A 24,710-nucleotide genomic window follows, 5' to 3' on the forward strand; every position below is an offset into this window, starting at 1 on the left:
TATGAATTTTTCATACAAAATTGAACATGATTTTGGATTAGCACCTAATCCATTTTGGGGTTATTGTACTTTGGCAGTTTGTAAATCTCAAATTAGAAATAACTCTGAACTTGAAATTGGCAGTTGGATATTTGGAACAGGATCAAAAAAATTAAATAAAGAGAATCATTTAATATATGCTATGAAAGTAGAAGAAAGGATTACTTTTAACGAGTATTGGAATGATCCTAGGTTTCAATGTAAAAAGCCTGTACTAAATGGTCCTTTAAAAGTTATGTATGGTGATAATATTTATCATCAAAATAGTGGAAAATGGATTCAAGAAGATTCCGCACACTCATTAATTGACAAAACAAATACAGAACACTTAACAAGAGATACAGGAGGGAAATATGTGTTAATCTCTAAAAATTTCTTTTACTTTGGTAATAAAGCCATTCCTATTCCAGAAAAATTTGTATCTGAAATTCCATGTAAAGGAAGAAATTTTTGCTCTAAACAACTAAAAAACGATATAGTAGAAGATTTCGTAAATTGGTTAAATAATAAATATACTCCTGGAATTATTTACGGTGACCCTATAAATTGGCCACAAAATATTTAATTCAAAATTTCATTTAAAATCGGATTAATAAAATCAACCTTTTTACCCGATATTTTTCTATAAAAAATCTTTACCCAATCGTTAAAAAAATCATCCTCCATATCAAACAATTGATCTAGCCTGCCCAATCTCATTTCATTTTCGAAATGAGATAATTTTTTGATTGACGCATCAAAGGTCTGAAGTGAATTAAAAGTCTTATTGTAAGTATAGCCATTATCAATTGGAACCGTATTTGCAATACACTCGATCATATTTTGATGTCTATGTTTGTAATAGTGTAGATTATTTGCTATGTGGTAATAACTACCTATTTCAAGTCCTAATATTGCTGCAAAATATTCTTGTAAAAATGTATAATTAAAGATGTTAACTCCAGTAGCTCCCCATATTAAATCATTAGACCTCATATAAACTGTCAAATTAAGTTTTTTGTCTGGAGTACACATAAATTGAAGTAACCTAGTACAAGGGAGATCTTTTGTTATTTTTAAACTCTTATCAACATTTAAATAATCTTTTGGCGGATCACTTAATGTTAATACTGCCTGTCTATTGTAAAGATCATTTTTAAAACATTCTTCAATATAAACAAATTGATCAGTGATAATGTTTTCAAAAATTGGTTCAGCTGAATTTAAAGCTATTTGATAATCTTGAGAATTTCCATTAAAAAATCTCATTCTTGGACCATACCCTCCCCTTATATATTTCTCATCATCAGAAAATTCTTTTAATTTAGAGAGGTAAAATTCAATAAATTTCAAATCATTTCTTCCTGATGCCAACCATAGAGATTCAGCATACGGAAGGAAAATATTCCATTTCCTTTCTCCAATATTAATCCAACGTGCAGTTGGGTCTGTAATTTTAAACATTACTGGTTCTGGTAACTCAACACATTCATACCCCCTTACATTTCTTGTTACACCATGCTCTAATATAGCTTTGGAAACTCCAACTAAAAAAGAGTTAATCCCTGTAAATTCTGCTGTATACATTCCCTATTCAATTTATCATTAATTCCCCATTTAGGAGGAAAGAAAAATGCGATATTATTATTACTGCGTTTGTATTTTTGTTTAATCCTTACATTATCAATTTTTAAGTCTGGCATAACAGCTCTGAGATATTTATCAGTTTCACAAAAACAATTCTGAATATCAATTAATTTAGGATCTCTTCCAAACAAATTTTTAAAATTGTTAAAACCGTATTTTTCTCTATATTTCTCACTATTGTCTAATGTATATTCTATTAAATATTCTCGTGAGAAATCATTATAATTTAAAAAACATTTTTTCAACCCTCTAACGGCACCAATACCAGCTTTTACAAAAGAATTCTCATCAAAATTAATTACTTCAGAATAATTAAAGTCTATTGTGTATTGATAGCCTAAAAAATCACCAATAAAAGGACAAGATGTTAAGTATAAATATATATCTTCTAATGATTTTGAATTACTAATTTTTAAGAATAATTTATCTTTAATAAAATATTTCTCGATCATTTTTAGCCATCGGGCATGCTTTGAGATGATATTATTAAAATCTTTATGAGATCCTGTCATTAGATAAGCAGAATTAAAAATAGGTGTAGATTGTATTCTCTCAGAAAGCAAGGAAGAAATTTTTTCCGAGTCAAAATTTTTAACAGAAATTTCCCCTATTTTGGAAGTTAAAAATTCCCAAGTCTCAATTTTATTGAATACTTTAAATATAAGTATCCTCAATAAAATATCTTCTTCAGAATTATTGATATAGTTTTTATTATAAATGACATTGTTAATTAGGTATTGACTTACCCTATCACTTGCTCTATAAACATTAGTAAATTTATGTTTTATAAATACTTTATCTTTTGTTAAATGATTTTCAGGGGAATAATACTTCTCCCAAAATATATTCATTCTTTCTTCCATAAAATAGAAAAAATACCTAAAAGCTTCCTCTCTTACAATTACATTTTTTTTAGTTAGCATGTTTTTAGTTAACTGTGATTATTTATTATTTTATTAAAAAACACCTAGTTTTCTTCTGCATTTCTTCAATTCATCTTCACTAAATAAAGGTTGAAATTCTTCTAATAAAGCCAAATACTCTATTGACAGATCTACTCTATCAGCCAAAATTAAGTCCCTTAGTCCTAACGTTTCCTTACCATTTATTAATCTCTTCGCTCCCTCAAAATAACCATACTTATCTAATAGAAGCTTTAATTGTCTGAATGAACGAATCTTTTCCATTTCAGATACATTTGTCGCTAAGTGTACTTCAAATTTCAATTTTAATTCTGTTATATCCATATAAACATAAGTATTTATTCATTATCAAATATAACAATCATGTTACACAAATAACATATATTTAAAATTGGAGTAACAATAACTATTACTAGATTAATCAAAAAAGCCCTTTTAAAGAGGGCTTTTCATATATAGATAAAGAATTAATTTCATTAAATGATTTAAGTTATTTAAGTTTATTACAAAATAAAATAATCATATTTTCCAAAGCTGTTTTCATTTGAAACACCATCAGAAACCTTACATTTAAAATAATTTTGAGTAGAAGAATTCTCTAGATTGCCAATAATTTCACCCGTAGAATTTAAATAAAACATATTCTTTAAATATTTGTTTCCAATTGATTTAATTATTTTTACTTCGTTACCATTCGATGTATTTAATTCTACAATCTGATTATTGTTAATGGTGTACTTAAATCCATATAACTGTCCGTTTTTTGAAATAGCTAAATTATCATACCCAAAGTAGTTAAAAAACTCTGTATTCCCATTTGTAGTATTGATTTTGTAAAGAGATTTTGTTGTATTGTTTTCACAAATAATGGTATTGGTAGTTTGTGAGAAAACAAAATTTTTAAGATAATTACTACCAACAGACTTTAATGTCGTAATTTCTGTTCCATTGGTTGGATTCAATTCTACAATACTGTTATTGTTATTATTGTATTTAAAGGCATATAACTTATTTCCTCCAATAACAAAATCATCATATCCATTATAGTTATACTTAGAAATTGTTCCATCAGAAACTTTTATTCTGTAAAACTTTTTAGCGTTATTTTCGTTCACCTCTCCAAGTATTTCATCTGTATTGCTATAATATTTCGCTATTCTTAAATACTGATTTCCCAGATTAGCTATTGTTTTGATTTCACTACCATTGTTAGGATTAAGTTGAACAACACTATTTGTTCCATTATCAACATATTTAAATGCAAATATTTTTTCTGTGATCGGTGTTTGCGATTCATTGACTTCTTCGTCAGTAGTTTTTGAACATGCGGTTAAAAGTGTACATAATCCTAAGATTAAGAATTTCATAGTTTTTGTTGTCATAATTTTATTCGATTTTGAGTTTATATTTTATTGGTTGCGTTTTGATAATATTATTTGGTTTCAAGATATTTGGAGATGTTAAAAGAGTAATCATTAGAATCTGCAATATTGTTTTCAACTTTTTCCTTTGCTTTTAACCATCGATCTGTCACATCTCTTTGAGACACTAATATTTTTTCGGAGGTATTATTGATTTGGTCTTCTGTACTGATATAGTACTGGGTAAATACCTGTTTCACTGGATAACTGAAATATTCTACAGGAATAGTACACGATTTCAATTCATCTATTACCCAGTTTTCATTCGGTTTCCAGTCGTATTTAGTTTTGGAGTTTGCAATAGAACTCAAAACCGGATCAAAAGAATCAGATGTACTTCTGCAATTAAGTTCATTCCCATTAACAAGAACAAGAACAACTTCTCCTTCAATAGTGGTAGATTTGTAAATATTTTTGGTATTATTTTTTAAAATGCCTTTGAATACATAAAGTGTAGATACCGGATTGTTATTTCTTCCTATAGAACTGCTTAATACAATGAAATTACTGAACTTATTTTTTTCGACTAAAAATTTTTCTGTTCCATCTTCATTAAGATATGAGGTATCTAATCCGTTATTGGTTGATTGTTTATTGCAGTTGATGAGTACTAATGAAGTAAATAGAATAAGTAGTAGTGTAGAAAATTTCGTTTTCATTTTATTATTTATTAGGTTTTCAATTTTATAGACTTTTATCTGATATTTCTTACTGAAACCCGTAATGATGTATGAAAACAAAACAGGCTTGAGACATTATCTCTACCTGCCTTTGAGGGAGTCGAAGCCCTGTGTAACAAAGTAAAGCAACGCTCAAGCCCTAAGCCTGAGCATTTTGCTAAACTTTTTTCTGTTACACTTTTAATTTTCGACTTTTCAAAGGCAGAAATCAGTTTGCGAAATGCAATATGTTTTTATCTAATTTTAAATATTTATATTCTTATATATTTTTTTGTTTATTTACTGTTGTAAAGCTATTAATTTTAATAGTCTCAAACAACATTTTTACTTTTTGACTTAAATATTAATGTAATATTTTCATCCACATTAAATAAAACTTAGATTGAGTAGTATATTCTGTTCAAAAATAGTTTATCATTTCAGTTTGGATATTTGATGCCAAAAGTGATTTAAAGTTTATCTACTTTGTTAAAAATAGTGTTATACAAAAATGTACCTCAAAGCACCAGTTTTACATTTTAATTTACCTTTCATCAAAACGACAGGTGATAATCTTTCGTTGATGTTTGTGGTATCCTGTAACAATCTGATACTTTTTGAATAACCCTCTTTCGTTCAGAGATTTCGTCCAATTGGAAACACTTTCCACGCTTACACTCAGGCGATCTGCAGTATATTCTCTTTTAGCAAAATATTCTTTTTCTCCTTTGCTGATTGAGTTGTACTCTCCCCAAAGTAGCTTTTCACCTGTTTTTAACGTTTTATCAGAGTAAATTTCAAAAGGAAGTTTAATATTTCTTTGATCTTTATTTTTAGTGTTTTCGTTACTTTCTTCTGATTTTTCAGCAGTTTTATAATGGTCAGAGAGAAAATATTGTCGCCCCTCTTTTTTTAAATATCCTTTTTCTATAAGGCTTTTCCTGCAATCTCCAATAATATTGGGGTGTAAATTAAAAAGTCCTCCTACATCTTTATTTGTTATTTGGTTAAATCCGAGTTTACTTTTGAGAGAAAAATCCAATCCTAATAATAATTTTTCGTTGAGTGATAACTCCGAATTCATTAGGATTTCAAAAGGGATCTCTATCATTAATTTTGCTGGAACTCGTTCTATCATAGGTTCTATTGACTCAATATTATCTTTTTTAGTATCTTTTTTCACTGTACCGCATTCTGATTTTTACTACTACTACTTTTTCGGACTGCTACTTAGCTTTCCTCTTTATTTTTTCTGCTATTAGCCCCATTACGGACTACAAGAGTGGTCGACTACTTTTAAAGTCCTTTTTTAATTTTGTACCACTCGGTTTTTCTGTTGGAATCGGAAGGTATCCTCCACTATTGTTTGATAAAATGACTACCACAACTACATTTTCAGGAAGTAACAGTACTTTTTTATCACCAATCGTACATTTTAATTCACCTAATTTTGCATTTCAATCTAACCAATTTTGCATTTCATTATCACCAAAAATGCACTTCAAAATCACCAATTTTGCACTTATATTTAATAACATAATTAAAGACTTAATTAAAAACTTTAATTAAAGAGATAACCAGAAGCGGTAAACCGCTTCGCTTTCTTTTTCAAAAGGACTATCATACATTTATTAATCCTTTGAATAACTTAAATTATCCTTTGAATCTAAAATAGTAATTCTTCTCTATTCCTTTGAATTAAGGAAAAATTTAAACAAATAACTATTGTGAACGATTTTTAGCCTTATTCTCAACTTGAAAATTTTAAATTGGTATTCCGTATCAGTTTTTATGATCAGTTATGTAGAACACCTTTGAAAATGTTTACTACAAAGGATTTTCTTAATATTTCTACACAAATTCTTTTTCCAATATATGGAACTACAACTGACTTCTGTTGTATCATTTAAAATTATTCGTGGACTTCACCTTGTTAAATAATAAAATGTTTGCAAACTATATCTAACAAGAGGTTATGTCGTATTTCTTTCTAAGTGTAATGTTTACATGATAAACAAATAGACCCACGTTTCTTTGAGTGCCTTCCTCTTTAATAAAAAGACACTGAAAGAAACTTATATTCAATAACTATTACTAATCCAACAATGGATAAATAGTTATAATCTCGGATTCTTTTATAATTAATTTAACTTTAATATGATCTCTGGTTTCTGATAGATATATATTCCCATCTTGATGAATCTTATTCTCATAAGCATAATTGAGTTCTGAAAAGAGCTTTTCTAAGGTCCAATCATCAGGAAAAAAATGAGTTGGTTCGCTTTTTTCAACCCATTGATCACTATTATTGTCATATTTGCTTATTCTGGCACAATAAACCCCTGTTATTTCATTTTTATCCAAAATTTCTAATATTTTTATTCTCTCAGGATTGAAAAAATGTACCCCCTTAACTTCTTTCTTATGTATTTTTCCAACATTTATATGGTGGAATGCTTTAATGAAAGTGAGTTCATAAGATTTTTCAAAGGGAATCTTAATAAAGTTCGCAATCTCCTTAATATTTTTATTTGCCAAGACACGCTCTTTATGCTTTTGTAATTTTATTTTGGAAAAAATTATTGATCTTTTCTTCAAATCTATTACTGAATCAAATGGTCCTTCTCCTTCATCACTGTCTGTAAGTTGGGGAATCATTTCAAAATCTTTCCTCAGCTTACGAATTTGTGGTAGTTCGCTTTTTTTCAAAGATTCACTATCAACACCATTAACGAAAATATAATAGTAGTATTCTTGCATAATTATATAAAATTTTATATTTATCAAAAATAACTATTCAACAATTAAAAACCTGCTAAAAAGCAGGTTTCAAATCATAACTAGGAAATTAAACTATGCAGATTTACTAAAATATTCTTTCAACAGTTCCGCATTCTCATCTTGTGATATTTTGATATAGCTGTTAAATGCCTTCTCAGTTCTATGCCCTGTAATATTCATAATTACTCTAGTAGGAACACCCCTCTTGAACATATTCGTTGCAAATGATCTCCTAGCAGTATGAGTACAAATCATCTGATATTTTAAAAGATGATCTTCAATCCTTTCTTTCCCTTTATTTCTGATTTTTAGAATTTTATCATTAATTTTTGCCAAGTCGCCCAACACTTTCAAATTTCTATTCATTGTCTGATTAGATACAGACTTCGGAAGATTGTTCGGATTATCTTTGTACTTATCCATGATCTCCCTCACTGCCGGAAGAATCGGAATATTTACCCATTCACTCGTCTTTATGGTTTTGATTCTAAGAATATCACCAACAATATGTTCCTGCTTTACTTGGCTAAAATCACTAAACCTCAACCCTGTATAACAACCGAAGACAAATAAATCCCTCGTTCTTTCCATTGTTTTATCACTACTTAAATCCAATTTTAAAAGCTTAGAAATCTCTTCTTCGCTGAGATAAATATTATTGACATCTTCTCTTACTGTCTTAAAATTCTTATGCTGGTAGCCTGTGAAAGTATTATAACCGTCCTCAGTTGCTGAGTTTAAAATCGCTTTAAGATTTTTAATGATTTTACCAAAACCATTATTAGTCAGCCCTTCAATTCCTGTATAAAAATCCATAAAGTCATAATAAAAATCAATATCAAAGCTCATCCAGTCTAATTTGTTTCTGCTATAGTCTTGATAATCTTCAAGCTTATGCAAAGCAGTACGATAACTTTTAATAGTACTCGCTGTAAGGCGATTCTTACCATTTTCTAAGTATTTTTCAGCATATTCAAAGAAAGTGTAGTGCTTCTTCTTCTCCGTTCCGTTCTTATCAGCATTGTAAACAGACTTTACATAATCTGTTGTAGGATCATTGCCATCGATCAGCATACCATTAACAATATCTTCCACTTTCTGACGAATTCCCTTTATGTAAATATTAAACCTGTCAGAGCCAGGATAACTCCTCTTTACCATTTGTGTTCTTTCATCCCAGTATTTTTCGTCAATATTTTTATGTGTTGAAAAATGGGTAGTTTTTTTCTTATGAGTATATCTAAGCATCAGTAGAGATTCAGGGCTTTTCTTTTTCTTCTGATAGTCAAGCTTACTCAGGATAAATTTAAATGTTGCCATTGTTTTAATTTTAGATTGTTAATTGTGAAACTTTACGACATAGTTTTGTCGTTATAACTTTAGCCCTAAACCCTAATGCGCTACAACGGTTAGGGCTAAAGTTTTTCAATTTTCAATCAAATGCTAAAACATTTGATTGTACTGATCCTCTAAGAGATTGATTGCTTTTCTGCGTTTGCTCTTTTGTGATGGGGTTAACCTCGAATTTTCAATCACATCAAACAGTGATTTGACAACATTTTCAGAAGCAACACCGCTTTCATATTGTTTAAGTCCTGCGTAGAGGATGTGAGTTAGGTCTGTACAATGAAGTAGTACAGGATTTTCATTCTTTAGAATTAAGGCTTTTCGGGAACTGATCAAATCCTCTTTCAGTTCATCCCAATATGAACATAACGGCTCATACAAATCAAGATAAAAAATACTGTCAAAATAAGGGTAAGTATTAGTCAACTTGATTTCGTGTTTTATCAATCCTTCTTTCGGATAATTCCCAAGTGTAAACGTTTTTTTAGTTTTGGCATTTGCAACGGCATCATAGATTTTATAGTGAAAATTTCTTTTTCGGTCGCCATACATCTTAAAGCCGTGTGTTGATTTTTCCAGTTCGTAATCATAGATTCCTACAATAGAATTGATATAATCTTTGGCATCTACATTCACTTTTTCATACGCTCCGAATTCCAGTTCTTTGATTTCGGAAAACGTTATATCAATACCAGTCAAATCTTTTATTAACATTTTGACTTTATAAAAATCTTCCAAAAAAGTAGTACAATAATTATGTCCATGCAATAAGTAAGGTAGACTAAACCGTAAAACAATAGATTTTCTACCAAAATAAATACTAAAATTCTTAGCGTATTGCCATGTTTCAGTTTTCAAAACAAACTGGTTTTTAATGGTGGGGTGCTCTGTCAGATTTTCCCATTTTATCTCAATTTCTTCAAATGGAATATCAAATTCTTCCAGTGGGATTTCTAATTTTAAAAAGTCTATTTGAAAATTGGTAAGTTTTACTTGGTTTTTTTGTGAAGTTTCAGACATTGAGTTTTTCATTTCGTAAAAATTTTTGTTAATTATAATTGTTTTGTTTCCTGTTAATTCAGAAGTACTGCTGGTGAATTCTACTTTTGACATTTACAAATATTTAATCGTTAGTAATTCTTATTTAGTGAGCTTCTGCCCAATTAGCCCCTTTACCGAGTTCTATTGTTAGTGGAATAGATAATTTTACGACGTTTTCCATCTCATGTTTTATAAGCTTTTCCATGATTTCCACTTCACTTTTAGGAACCTCAAAAAGCAGTTCGTCATGGATCTGGAGTATTATTTTTGACTGCAAACCTTTCTCTATAATAGCTTTATCACATTTTACCATTGCCATTTTGATTATATCGGCTGCACTGCCCTGTACAGGAGAATTCATCGCAAGGCGTTTTCCTTTCTCTCGAATATTCAAATCATTAGAAGCTAGTTCGGGAATTGGTCTGGTGCGTCCGAATAGTGTTTTGGAATAACCATGATGATCAGCATAATCGACTAATCCCTCCAAACAGGATTCTACACCACTGAACTCGGCAAAATAATCTGACATCATTTTCTCGGCATCTTCCTTAGAATGATGTTTCTTTGTAATTGATGTAAGAGATTCTGCTAATCCTACTGCTGACATTCCATAGATTAAACCGAAATTGATTGTCTTCGCAATTTTCCTCTGTTCCTCCGTTACTTCTGAAACCTTACAACTGAACACTTTGGAAGCTGTTAATTGATGAATATCTATATCATTACAATAAGCATGAAGTAAAAAGCTGTCTTGGCTCATCTCCGCCATTACCCTAAGCTCAATCTGTGAATAATCTGCACCAATCAGCACACAACCTTTTTCAGCAATAAAAACCTCCCGCAGTTCCGAAGCAAGGATCTTAATTTCATCAGTTTCATTTTCTTTGTCCTTTAGCTTTACATTTGGTATATTCTGTAAGTTCGGATTACTACAACTGAAACGTCCTGTAGCTGTTCCTATCTGATTTAAGTTACAATGAAGTCTTTTCGTTTTCGGGTTAACTTCTTTCAATTGATTACAGAAGCTTAACAGAGTATTGGTTTTCCTGTAATCTAAGATTAATGGTACAATTTCATGGTCATTCACAAGTTTACCTAAGTGCGATTTATCAACAGAAATCAATCCCGATTTACCTTTAGAAGTAACTTTAGGTTGAAGTTTAAGAGTTTCAAAAAGCAGGGTACTCAGCTGTTCATTGCTGTTAAGGTTGATTTCAGTTCCTGCAACCTCCATTATTTTTTTGGTGGTCGTCTGTAGTCGATTTAATAACTGATGTTCTACACGTTCTAATTTCTTCGTGTTTATTTTTACACCATTGCGTTCGATTTTAGTTAGAACACAGATTAAATTGTGTTCTAACTGATTAATAGCTATATCCATTTTAGTTTTGATTTAATTGTTGAGTTAAATAATGATACAATTGCAGGGTTAGGTCTGCATCTTCACAGGCATATTGCGTGAGTTCTTCTTTTGGAACTTCGGTAATATCCCTGCCTTTCCTCATTTCATCAAAAGAAATCTGATGATAATGGAGGTGGAGTTCTGAAATTTCTTTCAATCCGTGAGTTTTACGGTTAGGATCAAAGAGATAATCTAAAATCATTGTGTCAATAATTTCTCCTTTAATATCAATCCCATACTGATGAAAGAATTTTAAATCAAATTTGGCATTATGAAAGACTTTGGTAATCGTTTCATCTTCTAGTACCCATAAAATCGGTTGTAAGAATTCTTTCACTTTGGCTTTATTTTTATAAAAAGGGAGAACAATGTTAAATCCCGTTCCTTTTTCAACAGATATAGCAACACTCACAATATGGTCTGTAAATGGGTCTAATCCTGTTGTCTCCAAGTCTATGACTAAGATCTTTTGTTTATTCATTTTGTTTAATTTTAATTATTAATTTTCGGTGTTATCACCAGTACTGAAAAATTTCTGTAAGTGATTGACTAATCGGGTCATTTTATTAGGAGTATCTACGGTTTTGTAGTCAGTTTTGATGTCATTAATTGTCAAAAAGGTCTGTTTTTCCTCCGTTTCTTTGGTAATGATTTCAATAAAAACCTTAGTATTACTTGGAGTTTCTACATAGCCTATACCTTTATATTCCAGATATTTTTTAAGTCTTATGGTAAATCCTCTCAAACTCAACTGATACCGTGATCCTATTGATTCTTTCCTGAATTCAGCAAATAATTCTTTTTTATGAAGCCTGGTTTTGGTCAGTAATATCTGATCTAAAAATTCCATCAGTTCCAATCCTACCTCGCTGATAAGTTTTCTTAACTCTAAGTTGATAGGAGGCGCTTTGACCAATCCTTTTTCGAGATACAGCTTAATACAGTACAGCATATAGTGGTCAAATCCTAACCATTGATTCTCGTTCCACTCATCAAAGAAATGATGTCCGAATTCATCATAAACTGTTAAATCCTTGCCGTAATGGGTTGATAATTCAATTTCATGTTTCCTCCTTTCTGTACTGTTTCCTGACGGAGATTTTACATAGTAGTTGCTTGTGATAATCATTTTCGGACCATGCTCAAATGCAATAAAAATATCATGCTTGTACTTCCTGCTTATGGTAAACCCGTCTGTTATTCTGCCAAAGAATCCCTCGAAGTTTTGATTTTCTTTAATATCATTAATGGCTACAATACTGGTGAAAGGCGTTACCCTTTGGAATGCAAAACCGGAACTGCTGGAAAAATCTTTCCCTGAAATATTGCACAGAAACCTCATATAGCTCAAGCCTCTTACCAACAAAGATTTTCCTGTTCCTCCCTCTATCAGTCCGATCTCATTAACAATACTATCAAGCAGTATCACAGCCTTTGCCAGTGCAGGATTTTGGAATGTATGAAGCATATAGCCAATCATTACCTCGAATGAAAGGATTCTCTCTTCTATATTTCCCGCAACATTGTGTATAAACGTTCTAAATGGAATAAACTCTTCCAAACAAGGCTCATTATAACTAAAACCTCTCTGAATGATCTGATCGTAAAAAACATGATGTTCTAAATCCTCATAATCTACAGTTTTAAGAGTTTTTGCCTGTACTTTTACCACTGTATTTTGGTAGCAGAAATAACTTATTTCCTGCGTATCCCTAAGTGGATTAAGCTCTTCATGTCGCAAAAATGATAATGTCGCATCTTCTGAAATCTGCCGTGCTTTATTGATCCAAGCATTTTTGATTTCGTATTTGGTCACTCCGTACTCGAGTTCTGATTCCTGATCGAAGTTTTCATCAAGATATTCAAGTGCTGTCTGTATGATGTCCGACTTATTAACAATTTTTACAATATTATCCTGTATTCTGACAAGATGTTCAACTCCAAATATTTTGGCTCTTCTGAATCCCAAATCTTCGGTATATTCTATATAACCGTACGTATCAAACCGTACTTTACCCTTATCAGTAACTTCAAATGGAATTTCTATTTTTTTGCTATTCTCCATTTTATTTTTTCAACTTTAATTGATTAGACTTCAAGAATTCCTCTACCTCAGAAAGCTTATACCGAATATTCTTATCCATCGGATAAGTAGGGAAATCGGGATTAGCTTTCTTAAATTTGTAGAGGTGTGAAATTGAGATTTGAAGATGTTCGCATAACTGCTTATCTGTCAAAAGCTTTTCCTGACCCACAGGCGTCCCTGCTAGTCCCAAGCCTTGCTCCGTCAGTAGAGATAGTACTCTCTCTGCTATCCGAACCTCCAGCTCCGAAAAAACTTTTGTTAGATGATATGTTAGTGCGTTGTTATCCATGATCCTGTCTCAATTTGACGGATCAAAAGTAGAATAGCGAAGAATTTTTTGTAGTACGATGTGTAAAATCTCAACCGTATTTATACGTTTTACACATCAGGAATAAGTTTTTAATTTTTAGCAGGGCGAATACTTGTAGAAAAAGTATCAATGAATTGATCTACTGTATAATCGATATTTTTTATTTTCTTTTCAATATAATCCTCTCTGATGAAAGGAAATGAATTATACAGGACTTTTGTAAAATCTATTTTGCCAACCTCATTTAATGCGAAAGATTTTTTTAACTCTTCTAATTTTTCGGGTGTGGGATAAAATTTCTTACGGTTTTCATTCACTTCTATCGTTCTGCCTGTTTCAATAAGTAATCCTTTGCTGTCAGTACGTTTTTCTTTAATTACACCATTTTTTAATCCCTTAGCAAGATCTTCACAGTAATTGGCAAAGTACTTTTCATATTTAGCTTTTTCAGATTTATAAAATTTATTATAACTATCATAAAGCGTATAAGCCTTACTTTTGAAATCTCCTACATTGTGAACTTCTATATAAAGTAATGAAACAAGGTAAGGATTGAACTGAAAATCGAAAGAATTATTAAAAAATCTTTCTATATCATGATCGGAAAAAATATCTCTGAAAATTTCAAATACTTCCTCTTTGAATCTGTTTTTATTTTGTGAAAATGTTTTATGTCTACTTTCAAAGTCTTCTATAGTTTGAGGAACAAAATAGAGAGGTATTCTGTAATCAATAATTTCTTCTTCATAAGGAAATTGCAGATCCTTAAAGTTTTTATACTTTCTTTTGTGGTTTTTGGCGATTCTCTCCAACGAATTCTTCATTCCCTCTACACTGGATAAGAATTCCTCTGAATTTTCCTGAATTCTTCTTACAGTTTCATCTTCCATTCCCCAATCATCTTTTTGTTTGTTTAACCACGAGGTAAGTTTAGGTTTAGAATAATATTCAACTCCATATTTACAGATAAAGTACTGTTCCAAAATAGTAAACCTTTTTATTTTCTCCTCAAATACATCCAAATCGAGAAATTCTTCTAAAGTATTCTCCAAAAATGTAAATATTTTTGGAAGTGATTCTAATGGTAAATCAGTTAATTCAAGAGTAATAATATCGTTTCTTTTCATATAAAGACTTTCGGAAGAACTAAGATAAAAATATTTGGTGGAATCTGAGGGAATATCGGAGATTGACGAAAATGGAAATTTTCTCAATCTCTTTAGGCAAAAGGGATAGAGATATAAAATGGAGAAATGATTTGATCAATTTTATAATCACAAAATCATTTTAATTTTTATTTTAAAATAGAACCATATTCTTGCGAAGTCAATCCAGCAAGGCTTTTCCGAGGAAGTTTAAGCGTATATTTCAGCGTTGTGGTTTTGGGAAATAAAAAAGCCCCATAAATAGGGGCTTGTCGAGTTTTTGTAGTGGTCCCACCTGGGCTCGAACCAGGGACCACCTGATTATGAGTCAGGTGCTCTAACCAACTGAGCTATAGGACCTCAAAACTTGGTTAAATTTTGTGATTGCAAAAATAGCAAAATTTCTTTCACTACAAAACTTTTTATTGCTTTTCTTGACAAAGTTCTACCAACACTCCGTTCGTGGATTTTGGGTGCAGGAAGACAACTAATTTGTTATCAGCACCTTCTTTAGGTTCTTCGGAGATAAACTGAAATCCTTCTTTTTTTAATCTTTCAATCTCTTCAAGGATATTTTCTACACCAAATGCCAAATGATGGATACCTTCACCTTTTTTATCAATAAACTTCGAGATCGGGCTTTCCGGGTTACTGGCTTCTAACAGCTCTATTTTACTTCCTCCCGCTCCGTAAAAAGAAGTGACAACCCCTTCCCTTTCCACACTTTCTTTTTTATAAGATTCTTTTCCTAACAGTTTGGTAAAAAGGTCATCAGAAATTCCTAAAGATTTTACGGCAATACCGATATGTTCTAGCTTCATAAATACTAATAAATATAATTAAATCGTAAATTTGATACCGGAGCTGAATTTCAAAGGTATCAATTCAAACAAAAGTACTAAATTTGCATAACTTATGGAAAGTAACAGACAAAGAAAAGTAGCACAGATCATCCAGGAAGACTTCGCAGAGCTTTTCCGCAAACAGGCTTCAGAAAGCAAGCAGAGCATATTGGTATCCGTTTCAGATGTAAAAGTATCGGCAGATCTGGGTATTGCTAAAATTTATTTAAGTATTTTCCCGCAGGAATTCCGTTCCGCGGTGATGAAGGAAATTGAAGAAAACAAACCTCAGTACAGAAATTTTATTGGCCAGAAAATGGCAAAACAGGTACGTATAATTCCGCAGCTTAACTTTTATCTGGACACCGCTCTTGATGATGTTGAAAAACTAGAAAGAGAATTAAGAGGCGAAGGCGACAATCCGGTTTTATAAATCTTGAAAAATATTGCATTTTACATAGCATCCAGATACCTTTTGGCTAAAAAGGGAAGCACGGCCGTGACGTTTATAACGTGGCTTTCGGTAGGGGCTATGACGGTTGCTGTGACTGCAATGTTTGTGATCATTTCAGTGTTTTCAGGCCTTGAAACCCTGAACAAAGACCTGATTTCCAATCTTCATGCTGATCTCACCCTGAAAAGTATTTCAGGAAAAACAGTGAAAGATCTGGATAAGGTCACTACAGTTTTAAAAAACAATAAGGCAATCAGCAGTTTTTCCCGCGTCATTGAGGAAAAAGTATATGTCAATTATAAAGGTAAAGGTGATATTGCCTATTTAAGAGGAGTTGATTCCGCTTATATAAAAGTCAATCCCATTGATAAAGATGTATTCTATGGAACTTATCCAAGTTTCCAGTACTCCAATGAAGTGTTAATGGAAACAAACCTGCACAACAGGCTTTCAATTCCTATAGATTCTACAAGCAATTACGCTACAATCTTTATGCCCAAGCCGGGAACCGGTATCATTAACAAAGAGGAAGACATCTATAATAAAAGAGATTTTCTGGTAACAGGAGTTTTCCCGGGAAAAGAACAGCTGGACAGCTATATCATTGCCCCAATAGAGCTTACCGAAGAATTACTCAGCCTGCCAAAAAAATCAGCGTATCAGATTGTCATCAAATTAAAAAATCCGGAAAATGCTGATGCCGTAAAACAGAGCCTTCTTACTTCATTGGGAAAAAATATTGAAATAAAAACCAAGGAAGAAGAAAATGCTGCGTTCTGGAAAATGATCAATACGGAAAAGATGTTCATCTATCTTATCTTTGCCCTGGTGATTTTCATTACGACCTTCAATCTGGCCGGAGCGATCATTATTCTTCAGCTTGATAAAAGAGAACAGTCCAGATCCCTTATTTCACTGGGCTTTCCAATCAGCCATTTAAGAATGACCTATTTCTATACCGGGCTGCTTATCGTGATTTCCGGAGTAATCTCTGGCCTGATCGCAGGAACCCTACTCTGCTATTTCCAACTTTATACGGAATTCTTCAGAGCTAATGAAATGCTCCCTTTCCCTGTAAAAATCGTTGGAAAAAATTATCTTATCGTAGCTTTCACTGCTTCCCTGTTTGGGATCATTATCTCCTGGTTTTTTTCCAAAATCAGCAAAGACTATATTACTAAAAGTTAATATATCCGATTTGAAATAAAATCAGCTTCATTTTCAATTTTTTGTACCTTTACGGCCCAATTTTTTTTAAATGAAACGAATTTTATCTTTTTTCTTACTGAGTGTCACATTTATTTTCGCCTCAGCTCAGGCTCCTGCAGGTTATTATGATAACGCTGCAGGGCTTACGGGTGCTCCACTTAAAACTGCACTTAAAGGCATAATTGAACAAGGGCATCAGGATCATGGCTACGGTGGCCTATGGACAGGCTATGCAACAACTGACCGTGACTTTTTTTACGAAAATGACGGAACTATTTTGGATATTTATTCTGAAAAGCCAAACAGCTCTGATCCTTACACATACACTCTGGGTACAAACCAGTGTGGCAGCAGTGGGTATAACAGCGAAGGAGACTGCTACAACAGAGAACATATTGTACCTCAAAGCTTATTCGATGAAGCCAGTCCAATGGTATCAGATATTCATTTCATCCGCGCAACCGACGGAAAAGTGAATGGGATGAGGTCAAACTACCCTTTTGGTAAAGTACAAATTGCCTCTTTTACATCAGAAAACGGATCTAAACTCGGAAATTCAGTATCACCAGGGTATGGAGGGACTGTATTTGAGCCTATTGATGCTTTTAAAGGTGACGTAGCTAGAATGATCTTCTATTTTGTAACGAGATATGAAGCTGGACTTCCAGGTTTCAGTACCGGAAATATGCTGGGTGGATCTACCTATCCTGGGCTTCAGACATGGGAATTGAATCAGCTTTTGGCGTGGCATATAATGGATCCCGTTTCATCTGAAGAAATTGCCAGAAATAATGCATCTTATACTTATCAGGGAAACAGAAATCCATTTATAGACAATCCTTCTTATGCTGAGCAGATCTGGGGAACACCGGTTATAGACACACAGGCTCCAACTGCTGCGACCAATCTTATTACCCAGAACCCAACTTCGAATACGATTTCTTTAAGCTGGACTGCTGCTACAGATAATGTTGGTGTTACAGCTTATGATGTTTATGCTAACGGAATACTGAAAACTACAGTTGCAGGAACTACAGCTACTGTTCAGGGACTATCTCCGTCTACTACCTATACTTTCTATGTGATTGCTAAAGACGCTTCAGGAAACTCTTCTCCACAAAGTAATTCTGCAGACGGAACAACTCTCGCAGGGCAGCCTAGCGGAAATACAAGCTGTGGAACTGAAAACTTTGAGAATATTCCGGCATCAGATTCCCAATATTCAACAAGAACATGGACAAACAATAATATTTCATGGACAGCTAACTTCGCAAGAACAGATCAGACCATTAACGGAAGAGCAATTACTATTCAAGGTGGAGATTTGACAAGTTCTACAATTTCAGGAGGAGTACAGTCTATAACAATAACCACTCAACGAAAATTCACTACGGGTTCAAATGGTAATTTAAATATTGAAGTTAATGGAACTGTGATAGGAACTGTTCCATACAGCACAACAGTAACTACAACAACAGTTAACGCAAATATCAGTGGAAATGCAATTATTAAGATCACTAACCCTGGTTCAAACAGAGTTGCCATAGATGACCTTACATGGACATGTTTCGGTTCACTGGGAACTTCTGACATTAAAAAAGACAATTCTGAATTCATCATCTACCCTAACCCGGTAAAAAACAATGAATTATTTGTAAAAGGTGAAAACTTAAGCAAAATTTCAAAAGCTGAGATTTATGATCTTTCTGGAAAACTGATAGAAGTTATTGCAAATCCTTTCAAAAACTCCAATAAGATCAATATTAAAGGACTTACTAAGGGAAACTATATATTGAAAACAGACCGGTTCTCTACAAAATTCATGGTAGACTAAACCGTAAAAATATTTGATAATAAAGACCGATTTATTCGGTCTTTTTTTTATTTTTGATACATGGATTCCAATAAAAAATTAGGACTGATAGGAAAGAATATTTCCTATTCCTTTTCCAAAAAATTCTTTGAAGACAAGTTCCAGAAGCTGATGCTGAAAGACTTTACCTACGATATTTTTGACCTAAATGAAATTGATGAAGTAGAAACCCTTCTGAATGATCCTGAACTTTTAGGATTCAATGTTACTATTCCTTACAAAGAAAGGGTCGTTGACTATCTCGACGAACTTAGCGACGAAGCAGAAAAGATTGGTGCCGTCAATTGTGTTCTGATCAGAGATGGTAAAAAAACAGGTTACAATACTGATGCTTTTGGTTTTGAAAAAACACTTCTGCTCCACAAAAAATCCCATCAGGACAAAGCATTGATTCTGGGAAACGGAGGTGCTGCAAAAGCTGTGAAATATATTATGGATAAGCATGGAATTCCATCCGTTACTATTTCCAGAAATTCCGAAATCAATTTCATGAATCTGGACAGGGAGACGGTCCGCGACCATAAGATCATCATCCAGTGTACTCCTGTAGGGACATTCCCAAATGTAGAAGACTGCCTGGAATTCCCTTTTGAAGGAATCACCCCGGAACACCTGATTATTGACCTGATCTACAACCCGAACTACACCCAGTTCATCATTAAAGCCTCCGAAAAAGGAGCCAAAACAGTGAATGGTTATTATATGCTTGAGCAGCAAGCAGAAAAAGCTTGGGAAATTTGGAATTTTCAAAAAAAATAAACTAAATTAGTACCTTAATTGGCTTTACTGCTATATACAAAAGGATATTAACGCCACTCACATAAAAGATTTGCTATGATTACAGAAAACAATCTTTCTGAAAACGAAGAAAACAAAAATTCTAACGAAGTATCTCAAGAAGAAACATCTGAAACACCTGTACCTCATGGTGAAAGCGCTCATGAAGATGACGCAGAACACCTGGAAGAGGATCATGCTGATGATATTTCCCTGGCCGATGCTTTAAAAGAAATGGAAACCATCATCAACTCGGCTAATGCAGGCGAGAATTTCAAAAGATTCAATCAGTTAAAAGAAAAAGCAGGTCATTACATTCATGATGAAGTGGAAGACAAAAAGCATGAGTATGTAGAAGGCGGGAATCCTCCTGAAAACTTTAGCTACGAGCATCCTTTACAGTCCAAATTCTCCGCTCTGGTTAATATTTTCAGGGAAAAACATGACAGCTACCAGAAATCTCAGGATGAAGAACAGAAAAAAAACCTTGAGCACCGCCAGAATATCATAGAAAGACTTAAAAACCTTTATACCAATTCTGAACCGGGAACCAATCTTTTCAAATCCATCCGTGAAATCAAAGAAGAATGGTCAAAAGCCGGCCAGGTTGCAAAATCCGAATTCAAGATCCTTAATAATAATTACTTCCACCATCTGAACCAGTTTTATCAGATGCTGGATCTGAATAAAGAATTTCTGGAGCAGGAATTCAGCCATAATTTAGAGAAAAGACAGCATATCATTGCGCGTGCTAAAGAACTGGAAAGTGAGCCTATAATTCAGAAAGCCCTGAACGAGCTTCAGTATCTTCACAAGCTTTGGAAAGAAGAAGCTGAGCCTGTAGCAGAAGAATTCCGTGAAAAAACATGGGAAGAGTTCAAAGAAATCTCCAACAAGATCCACGAAAGAAAATCTGAGCTCTCTGCAGCTATTGAAGGCGAACAGAATGATAATCTTGAAAAGAAAAACCAGATCATCGCAGAGATCAAAAAATTGTCTGAGCCTTCCGAAACTCCTAACCACAGCTACTGGCAGAATTCTATCAAAAGAGTTGAAGACCTTCGTACTGAATTCTTAAAAACAGGAAGTGTTCCAAGAAAATTATCCAACCAGAACTGGAATGATTTCAAAACAACACTCAGAGCTTTCAATACAACAAAAAATAATTATTATAAATCTCTCAAAGGTTCCCAGCAAACCAATCTGGAAGAGAAATTAAAACTGATCCAGACTGCACAGGACAATATGAACAATGAAGAATGGGATATTGCCGTTCCTCTGTTCAAAAAGCTTCAGGAAGACTGGAAAAAAATCGGACACGTTCCAAAGAGCATGACCAATAAAATCTGGGACGAATTCCGTGATGCCTGTAATACGTTCTTCAATAATTACAGAGAGAAAAACAATGCTTCTAACGATAATTGGAAAGAGAACTATAAACAGAAAAAAGAAATTCTCGAGGATCTGAAAACCGTTTCCAATGACGAAGGCAGTATTGAAAGAATAGAAGCAATAAAAACCGCCTGGAACAACATCGGGAAAGTACCAAGAGACAAAATCTCAATCAATACCGAGTTCAACAGAACGTTAAGAGAAAAGCTGAAGCTGAATAAGATCAACGAACTTGAGCTGAAAGAAGAAGGTTTAACAGAAAACCAGCTTACAGACAAGGCAAGAAAGATCAAGAGCCAGATTTCTGACCTTGAGGGTGAGATTGTAAAACTGGAAAATAACCTGGCATTCTTTAACAAGCCTTCAAGAGAAAATCCTCTTCTTAGAGATACATTCAATACAATCGACGAGAAGAAGGCTCATCTGGAAACCTTAAAGCAGAATCTTCACAATATCATTACCGGAGATTAATCTATTAAATAATATAAAAAAGGCGAAGCAAAGAAATTTGTCTTCGCTTTTTCTTTTTACTTTATGAACAACGACGAATTATACATCAAAAGATGCATTGAGCTTGCTCAGAAAGCACTGGGCAAAACCTACCCCAACCCTCTTGTAGGCAGCGTGATTGTCCATAACGGAAAAATCATCGGGGAAGGATACCATCATAAAGCCGGAGAAAACCACGCTGAGATTAACGCGATCAATTCTGTAGAAAATAAAGATCTTATACCCGAATCTACGATCTATGTTTCACTGGAGCCCTGCGCCCATTACGGTAAAACGCCACCATGTGCTTTAAAAATTAAAGAACTTGGTTTCAGGAAAGTTGTCATTGGCGCCATGGATTCTCATGACAAAGTGAACGGGAAAGGGAAAAAAATCATTCAGGATGCAGGTATTGAAGCGGTTTCAGGAATACTGGAAAAAGAATGTATCGAGCTGAATAAAAGATTTTTCACCTATCATGAAAAGAAAAGACCTTACATTATCCTGAAATGGGCCGAATCAGGAGACAGGTTTTTAGATAAGGATTTTAAACCAACAGCCATTTCAAATTCTCTGGCCAATCAATTTGTACATCAACTAAGAGCCGACGAACATGCTATTTTAGTGGGAACACAAACCGCTTTAAATGACAATCCAAGCCTGACCGTAAGAAATGCTGAAGGAGTAAATCCTATAAGAATACTCATTGATTTTGATCTGAAAGTACCGGAAAATTTCAAAATCTATAATGATGAAGCAACAACTTTGGTAATCAACAGCAAAAAAGAAGGGACTGAAAACAACATTAAATTTATCAAAGTAGGAAAAGAGAATTTCCTGCAGGATCTGATGGCTACACTTTATAAGGAACAGATACAATCCATCATTATAGAAGGAGGCAGCTATACCCTATTACAATTCATCAATGAAGAACTTTGGGATGAAGCTATTGTAATCAAAAACGAAAACCTGAAACTGGAGAATGGGACTAAAGCACCTAAACTAGATTTGAGGCCTTACGAGAGTAAAACCATTAGAGATAATACCATTTTATTTTACCAGCCCGATAACTTAGATTAGCATCATATAATTTAAAATATTTTTAAGTCATTTATGTAACATGATACCAACAATATCTTCAAAAGATTGACTTAACATAATAAAACTCCCGCAAAATTATATTTTCAGTTGAAATTAATTAAGTAACTTAACGGTGAATTAAATAATTAAACTCTAAATTATCATGAAAAACTTAAAGAAAATTTCAAGAACCGGTTTAAAAAATATTAGCGGTGGTGCATTTGTATTTGTAGACTGTACTTTACCTACCGGGGAATCTACCAGATGCAGAGACAAGTGTCCTCAGGATTATTGCGGACCGACAAGCTATATGTGTCTACTTCCTTTAGATTATTGCGGATCATAGGGAGGATTCAATATCACATTAAAAGATTTAGGAAGCTGTCAAAATATTGATGGCTTCTTTATTTATGATTGCGTAACTTATGTTGTATTTATACTTTTGCATTGATAAAGCCGGCTATAATGACGTTCGAATATAAAACCATAGAAAAACCCATAGAAAATACTTTATTAAAAGAAAAAGGAAGCAAATTCATTGGATTTGCCTTTCCGGTCAATAACGAAAGGGAGCTGAAAGAAGCATTGGAAAAAATCCGGACAGAACACCCTAAGGCTACCCATCACTGTTACGCTTTCAGAATGGGCCTGGAAGGTGAAAACTATCGGGCAAATGATGACGGTGAGCCATCAGGAAGTGCAGGTCTTCCTATCTACAATCAGCTTTTAGCACACGAAATCACCAACGTTTTGGTTATATCGGTCCGTTATTATGGCGGAACAAAACTCGGGGTTTCAGGGCTTGTAAAAGCCTATAAAGAATGTGCAAAGATCACATTGGAAGAGGCCAATATCATCACAAGAGAGCTTGAAACAGAAATTGAAATCCAGTTCAACTTCAATCAGCAGAATACTATTTTTACCCTGCTTTCCAAATTTGATGCTAGGGTTCTGAATTTTGATGCTAATGAAAACTGCATCCTCACTGCATCTTTAAAATTAGCCCAAAAAGAAAGCATTTCAGATAAATTATCCGAAATGCAGTATGTTTCATTTGAATTTAAAGATTAATTCCTTCTTCCACCAAGGAGTAATGAACCCCAATAAAGAAGCTGAGCCAGTGATCCAAGGGCTGCCACAACATACGTTCTTGCTGCCCATTTTAAACTGTCCTGTACTCCTACAAATTCTTCCTGGGTAACTGTTCCCGTGTCTTTAATCCACTTCATTGCTCGGTTACTGGCATCATATTCCACTGGAAGGGTTACAAAAGCAAAAAGTGTAGTCAATGCAAACATTGCCACTCCTATCGCCAGAACCGTCGTATTTCCGTTGGGATCATCAATAGATCTTGTTGCTGCCATAATCCCGATACCTGCGATAAGGACAAACTGCATCAGATTAGAACTTATATTCACAACAGGAACCAGCTTTGAACGCAGGTTCAGCATCGAATATCCTACAGCATGCTGCACTGCATGCCCACATTCATGCGCAGCCACAGCCGCAGCAGCTGCATTTCTCTGCATATAGACTCCTTCTGAAAGGTTAACTGTTTTATCTGCCGGGTTATAGTGATCCGTCAGCTGGCCGGGAACAGAAATTACCTGTACATCAGTGATTCCGTTATCTCTCAGCATTTTTTCTGCTATCTCTTTCCCTGAAAGTCCATTTCTAAGATGTACATTGGAATAGTATTCAAATTTCGATTTTAATCTGGACGAAACCCACCAGCTTATCAGCATTGAAACACCGATAATAATATAATAACCCATCATTTTATATAGATTTTTTGTGTTTAATTTTAAACATAA

General features: G+C 33.4%; 24 protein-coding genes and 1 tRNA gene. 9 read left to right on the plus strand and 16 right to left on the minus strand.

From position 1 onward, the window contains the following. The first annotated feature begins 1 nt into the window (after nt 1). Nucleotides 2-604: a hypothetical protein gene (locus V6R96_RS18005; protein ID WP_336379788.1), complete on the plus strand. Its 603-nt coding sequence runs from the start codon at nt 2-4 to the stop codon at nt 602-604. On the opposite strand, the gene V6R96_RS18010 is transcribed toward V6R96_RS18005, so the two are convergent. The 15 genes from V6R96_RS18010 to mce all read right to left on the minus strand — a co-directional run bounded on the left by V6R96_RS18010 (nt 601) and on the right by mce (nt 15,601). Next, nucleotides 601-1,605 (minus strand): thymidylate synthase, encoded by a 1,005-nt coding sequence (locus V6R96_RS18010; RefSeq protein ID WP_336379789.1) that lies wholly within the window; start codon nt 1,603-1,605, stop codon nt 601-603. The genes V6R96_RS18005 and V6R96_RS18010 overlap by 4 nt on opposite strands. After that, entirely contained in the window at nt 1,566-2,588 is a 1,023-nt protein-coding gene (locus tag V6R96_RS18015; protein ID WP_336379790.1) for a nucleotide kinase domain-containing protein, read from the minus strand. The genes V6R96_RS18010 and V6R96_RS18015 overlap by 40 nt, the downstream gene beginning before the upstream one ends. Nucleotides 2,589-2,621: 33 nt before the next feature. Continuing rightward, nucleotides 2,622-2,912, minus strand: coding sequence for a hypothetical protein (locus V6R96_RS18020; protein ID WP_336379791.1), 291 nt, complete (start codon nt 2,910-2,912; stop codon nt 2,622-2,624). 179 nt (nt 2,913-3,091) lie between these two features. Beyond that, the gene (locus V6R96_RS18025; protein ID WP_336380201.1) at nt 3,092-3,970 is read right to left on the minus strand and encodes a hypothetical protein; all 879 of its coding nucleotides are present in this window, start codon (nt 3,968-3,970) and stop codon (nt 3,092-3,094) included. Nucleotides 3,971-4,020: 50 nt separating this feature from the next. After that, nucleotides 4,021-4,668, minus strand: coding sequence for a hypothetical protein (locus V6R96_RS18030; protein WP_336379793.1), 648 nt, complete (start codon nt 4,666-4,668; stop codon nt 4,021-4,023). A gap of 544 nt (nt 4,669-5,212) precedes the next feature. Beyond that, nucleotides 5,213-5,851: a hypothetical protein gene (locus V6R96_RS18035; protein ID WP_336379794.1), complete on the minus strand. Its 639-nt coding sequence runs from the start codon at nt 5,849-5,851 to the stop codon at nt 5,213-5,215. Between the two features lie 911 nt (nt 5,852-6,762). Continuing rightward, nucleotides 6,763-7,428, minus strand: a complete 666-nt coding sequence (locus V6R96_RS18040; protein ID WP_336379795.1) for an EndoU domain-containing protein — start codon at nt 7,426-7,428, stop codon at nt 6,763-6,765. Nucleotides 7,429-7,521: 93 nt separating this feature from the next. Beyond that, nucleotides 7,522-8,769, minus strand: a complete 1,248-nt coding sequence (locus V6R96_RS18045; RefSeq protein WP_336379796.1) for a tyrosine-type recombinase/integrase — start codon at nt 8,767-8,769, stop codon at nt 7,522-7,524. 123 nt (nt 8,770-8,892) lie between these two features. After that, a complete protein-coding gene (locus tag V6R96_RS18050) occupies nt 8,893-9,909 on the minus strand; it encodes a hypothetical protein (RefSeq protein ID WP_336379797.1) in 1,017 nt (338 codons plus the stop codon). 31 nt (nt 9,910-9,940) lie between these two features. Further along, on the minus strand, nt 9,941-11,218 hold the full coding sequence (locus tag V6R96_RS18055; protein WP_336379798.1) for a DNA polymerase: 1,278 nt from the start codon (nt 11,216-11,218) through the stop codon (nt 9,941-9,943). A gap of 1 nt (nt 11,219) precedes the next feature. Then, a complete protein-coding gene (locus V6R96_RS18060; protein WP_336379799.1) occupies nt 11,220-11,720 on the minus strand; it encodes a ribonuclease H-like domain-containing protein in 501 nt (166 codons plus the stop codon). 18 nt (nt 11,721-11,738) lie between these two features. Continuing rightward, nucleotides 11,739-13,304 (minus strand): primase-helicase family protein, encoded by a 1,566-nt coding sequence (locus V6R96_RS18065; protein WP_336379800.1) that lies wholly within the window; start codon nt 13,302-13,304, stop codon nt 11,739-11,741. Between the two features lie 420 nt (nt 13,305-13,724). Continuing rightward, complete coding sequence (locus tag V6R96_RS18070; protein WP_336379802.1) at nt 13,725-14,762, minus strand: hypothetical protein; 1,038 nt, start codon at nt 14,760-14,762, stop codon at nt 13,725-13,727. 304 nt (nt 14,763-15,066) lie between these two features. Next, a tRNA-Ile gene (locus tag V6R96_RS18075) sits at nt 15,067-15,140 on the minus strand. Nucleotides 15,141-15,202: 62 nt separating this feature from the next. Continuing rightward, entirely contained in the window at nt 15,203-15,601 is a 399-nt protein-coding gene (gene mce, locus V6R96_RS18080; protein ID WP_111960083.1) for a methylmalonyl-CoA epimerase, read from the minus strand. Nucleotides 15,602-15,695: 94 nt separating this feature from the next. Here mce and rbfA point away from each other — a divergent pair, with 94 nt between their 5' ends. From rbfA to V6R96_RS18120, 8 genes are all read left to right on the plus strand, one after another. Beyond that, the gene (rbfA, locus tag V6R96_RS18085; RefSeq protein ID WP_111960081.1) at nt 15,696-16,055 is read left to right on the plus strand and encodes a 30S ribosome-binding factor RbfA; all 360 of its coding nucleotides are present in this window, start codon (nt 15,696-15,698) and stop codon (nt 16,053-16,055) included. Between the two features lie 3 nt (nt 16,056-16,058). After that, entirely contained in the window at nt 16,059-17,264 is a 1,206-nt protein-coding gene (locus V6R96_RS18090) for an ABC transporter permease (protein ID WP_111960079.1), read from the plus strand. Between the two features lie 70 nt (nt 17,265-17,334). Beyond that, nucleotides 17,335-19,119 carry an endonuclease gene (locus V6R96_RS18095; protein WP_336379803.1) on the plus strand — a complete coding sequence of 595 codons (1,785 nt, stop codon included), beginning with the start codon at nt 17,335-17,337 and terminating at the stop codon, nt 19,117-19,119. Nucleotides 19,120-19,179: 60 nt separating this feature from the next. Further along, nucleotides 19,180-19,917, plus strand: a complete 738-nt coding sequence (locus V6R96_RS18100) for a shikimate dehydrogenase (RefSeq protein WP_223560449.1) — start codon at nt 19,180-19,182, stop codon at nt 19,915-19,917. A 75-nt stretch (nt 19,918-19,992) separates the two neighbouring features. Beyond that, nucleotides 19,993-21,798, plus strand: coding sequence for a DUF349 domain-containing protein (locus tag V6R96_RS18105; protein WP_336379804.1), 1,806 nt, complete (start codon nt 19,993-19,995; stop codon nt 21,796-21,798). Nucleotides 21,799-21,861: 63 nt separating this feature from the next. Continuing rightward, the gene (gene ribD, locus V6R96_RS18110; protein WP_336379805.1) at nt 21,862-22,896 is read left to right on the plus strand and encodes a bifunctional diaminohydroxyphosphoribosylaminopyrimidine deaminase/5-amino-6-(5-phosphoribosylamino)uracil reductase RibD; all 1,035 of its coding nucleotides are present in this window, start codon (nt 21,862-21,864) and stop codon (nt 22,894-22,896) included. A 163-nt stretch (nt 22,897-23,059) separates the two neighbouring features. After that, nucleotides 23,060-23,242, plus strand: a complete 183-nt coding sequence (locus V6R96_RS18115; protein WP_223560452.1) for a bacteriocin-like protein — start codon at nt 23,060-23,062, stop codon at nt 23,240-23,242. A 119-nt stretch (nt 23,243-23,361) separates the two neighbouring features. Further along, complete coding sequence (locus tag V6R96_RS18120) at nt 23,362-23,967, plus strand: YigZ family protein (protein ID WP_223560453.1); 606 nt, start codon at nt 23,362-23,364, stop codon at nt 23,965-23,967. Here V6R96_RS18120 and V6R96_RS18125 read toward each other — a convergent pair. Further along, entirely contained in the window at nt 23,964-24,671 is a 708-nt protein-coding gene (locus V6R96_RS18125) for a zinc metallopeptidase (RefSeq protein WP_111960219.1), read from the minus strand. The genes V6R96_RS18120 and V6R96_RS18125 overlap by 4 nt on opposite strands. Nucleotides 24,672-24,710 lie beyond the last annotated feature (39 nt).

The sequence above is a fragment of the Chryseobacterium sp. CCNWLW53 genome (assembly GCF_037083525.1).
Taxonomy (GTDB): domain Bacteria; phylum Bacteroidota; class Bacteroidia; order Flavobacteriales; family Weeksellaceae; genus Chryseobacterium; species Chryseobacterium lathyri.

Coding starts and splice junctions, on each gene's coding strand:
- V6R96_RS18005 (WP_336379788.1), top strand. CDS start 2: ATGAATTTTTCATACAAAATTGAACATGATTTTGGATTAGCACCTAAT.
- V6R96_RS18010 (WP_336379789.1), bottom strand. CDS start 1,605: ATGTATACAGCAGAATTTACAGGGATTAACTCTTTTTTAGTTGGAGTT.
- V6R96_RS18015 (WP_336379790.1), bottom strand. CDS start 2,588: ATGCTAACTAAAAAAAATGTAATTGTAAGAGAGGAAGCTTTTAGGTAT.
- V6R96_RS18020 (WP_336379791.1), bottom strand. CDS start 2,912: ATGGATATAACAGAATTAAAATTGAAATTTGAAGTACACTTAGCGACA.
- V6R96_RS18025 (WP_336380201.1), bottom strand. CDS start 3,970: ATGACAACAAAAACTATGAAATTCTTAATCTTAGGATTATGTACACTT.
- V6R96_RS18030 (WP_336379793.1), bottom strand. CDS start 4,668: ATGAAAACGAAATTTTCTACACTACTACTTATTCTATTTACTTCATTA.
- V6R96_RS18040 (WP_336379795.1), bottom strand. CDS start 7,428: ATGCAAGAATACTACTATTATATTTTCGTTAATGGTGTTGATAGTGAA.
- V6R96_RS18045 (WP_336379796.1), bottom strand. CDS start 8,769: ATGGCAACATTTAAATTTATCCTGAGTAAGCTTGACTATCAGAAGAAA.
- V6R96_RS18050 (WP_336379797.1), bottom strand. CDS start 9,909: ATGTCAAAAGTAGAATTCACCAGCAGTACTTCTGAATTAACAGGAAAC.
- V6R96_RS18055 (WP_336379798.1), bottom strand. CDS start 11,218: ATGGATATAGCTATTAATCAGTTAGAACACAATTTAATCTGTGTTCTA.
- V6R96_RS18060 (WP_336379799.1), bottom strand. CDS start 11,720: ATGAATAAACAAAAGATCTTAGTCATAGACTTGGAGACAACAGGATTA.
- V6R96_RS18065 (WP_336379800.1), bottom strand. CDS start 13,304: ATGGAGAATAGCAAAAAAATAGAAATTCCATTTGAAGTTACTGATAAG.
- V6R96_RS18070 (WP_336379802.1), bottom strand. CDS start 14,762: ATGAAAAGAAACGATATTATTACTCTTGAATTAACTGATTTACCATTA.
- mce (WP_111960083.1), bottom strand. CDS start 15,601: ATGAAGCTAGAACATATCGGTATTGCCGTAAAATCTTTAGGAATTTCT.
- rbfA (WP_111960081.1), top strand. CDS start 15,696: ATGGAAAGTAACAGACAAAGAAAAGTAGCACAGATCATCCAGGAAGAC.
- V6R96_RS18095 (WP_336379803.1), top strand. CDS start 17,335: ATGAAACGAATTTTATCTTTTTTCTTACTGAGTGTCACATTTATTTTC.
- V6R96_RS18100 (WP_223560449.1), top strand. CDS start 19,180: ATGGATTCCAATAAAAAATTAGGACTGATAGGAAAGAATATTTCCTAT.
- V6R96_RS18105 (WP_336379804.1), top strand. CDS start 19,993: ATGATTACAGAAAACAATCTTTCTGAAAACGAAGAAAACAAAAATTCT.
- ribD (WP_336379805.1), top strand. CDS start 21,862: ATGAACAACGACGAATTATACATCAAAAGATGCATTGAGCTTGCTCAG.
- V6R96_RS18115 (WP_223560452.1), top strand. CDS start 23,060: ATGAAAAACTTAAAGAAAATTTCAAGAACCGGTTTAAAAAATATTAGC.
- V6R96_RS18120 (WP_223560453.1), top strand. CDS start 23,362: ATGACGTTCGAATATAAAACCATAGAAAAACCCATAGAAAATACTTTA.
- V6R96_RS18125 (WP_111960219.1), bottom strand. CDS start 24,671: ATGGGTTATTATATTATTATCGGTGTTTCAATGCTGATAAGCTGGTGG.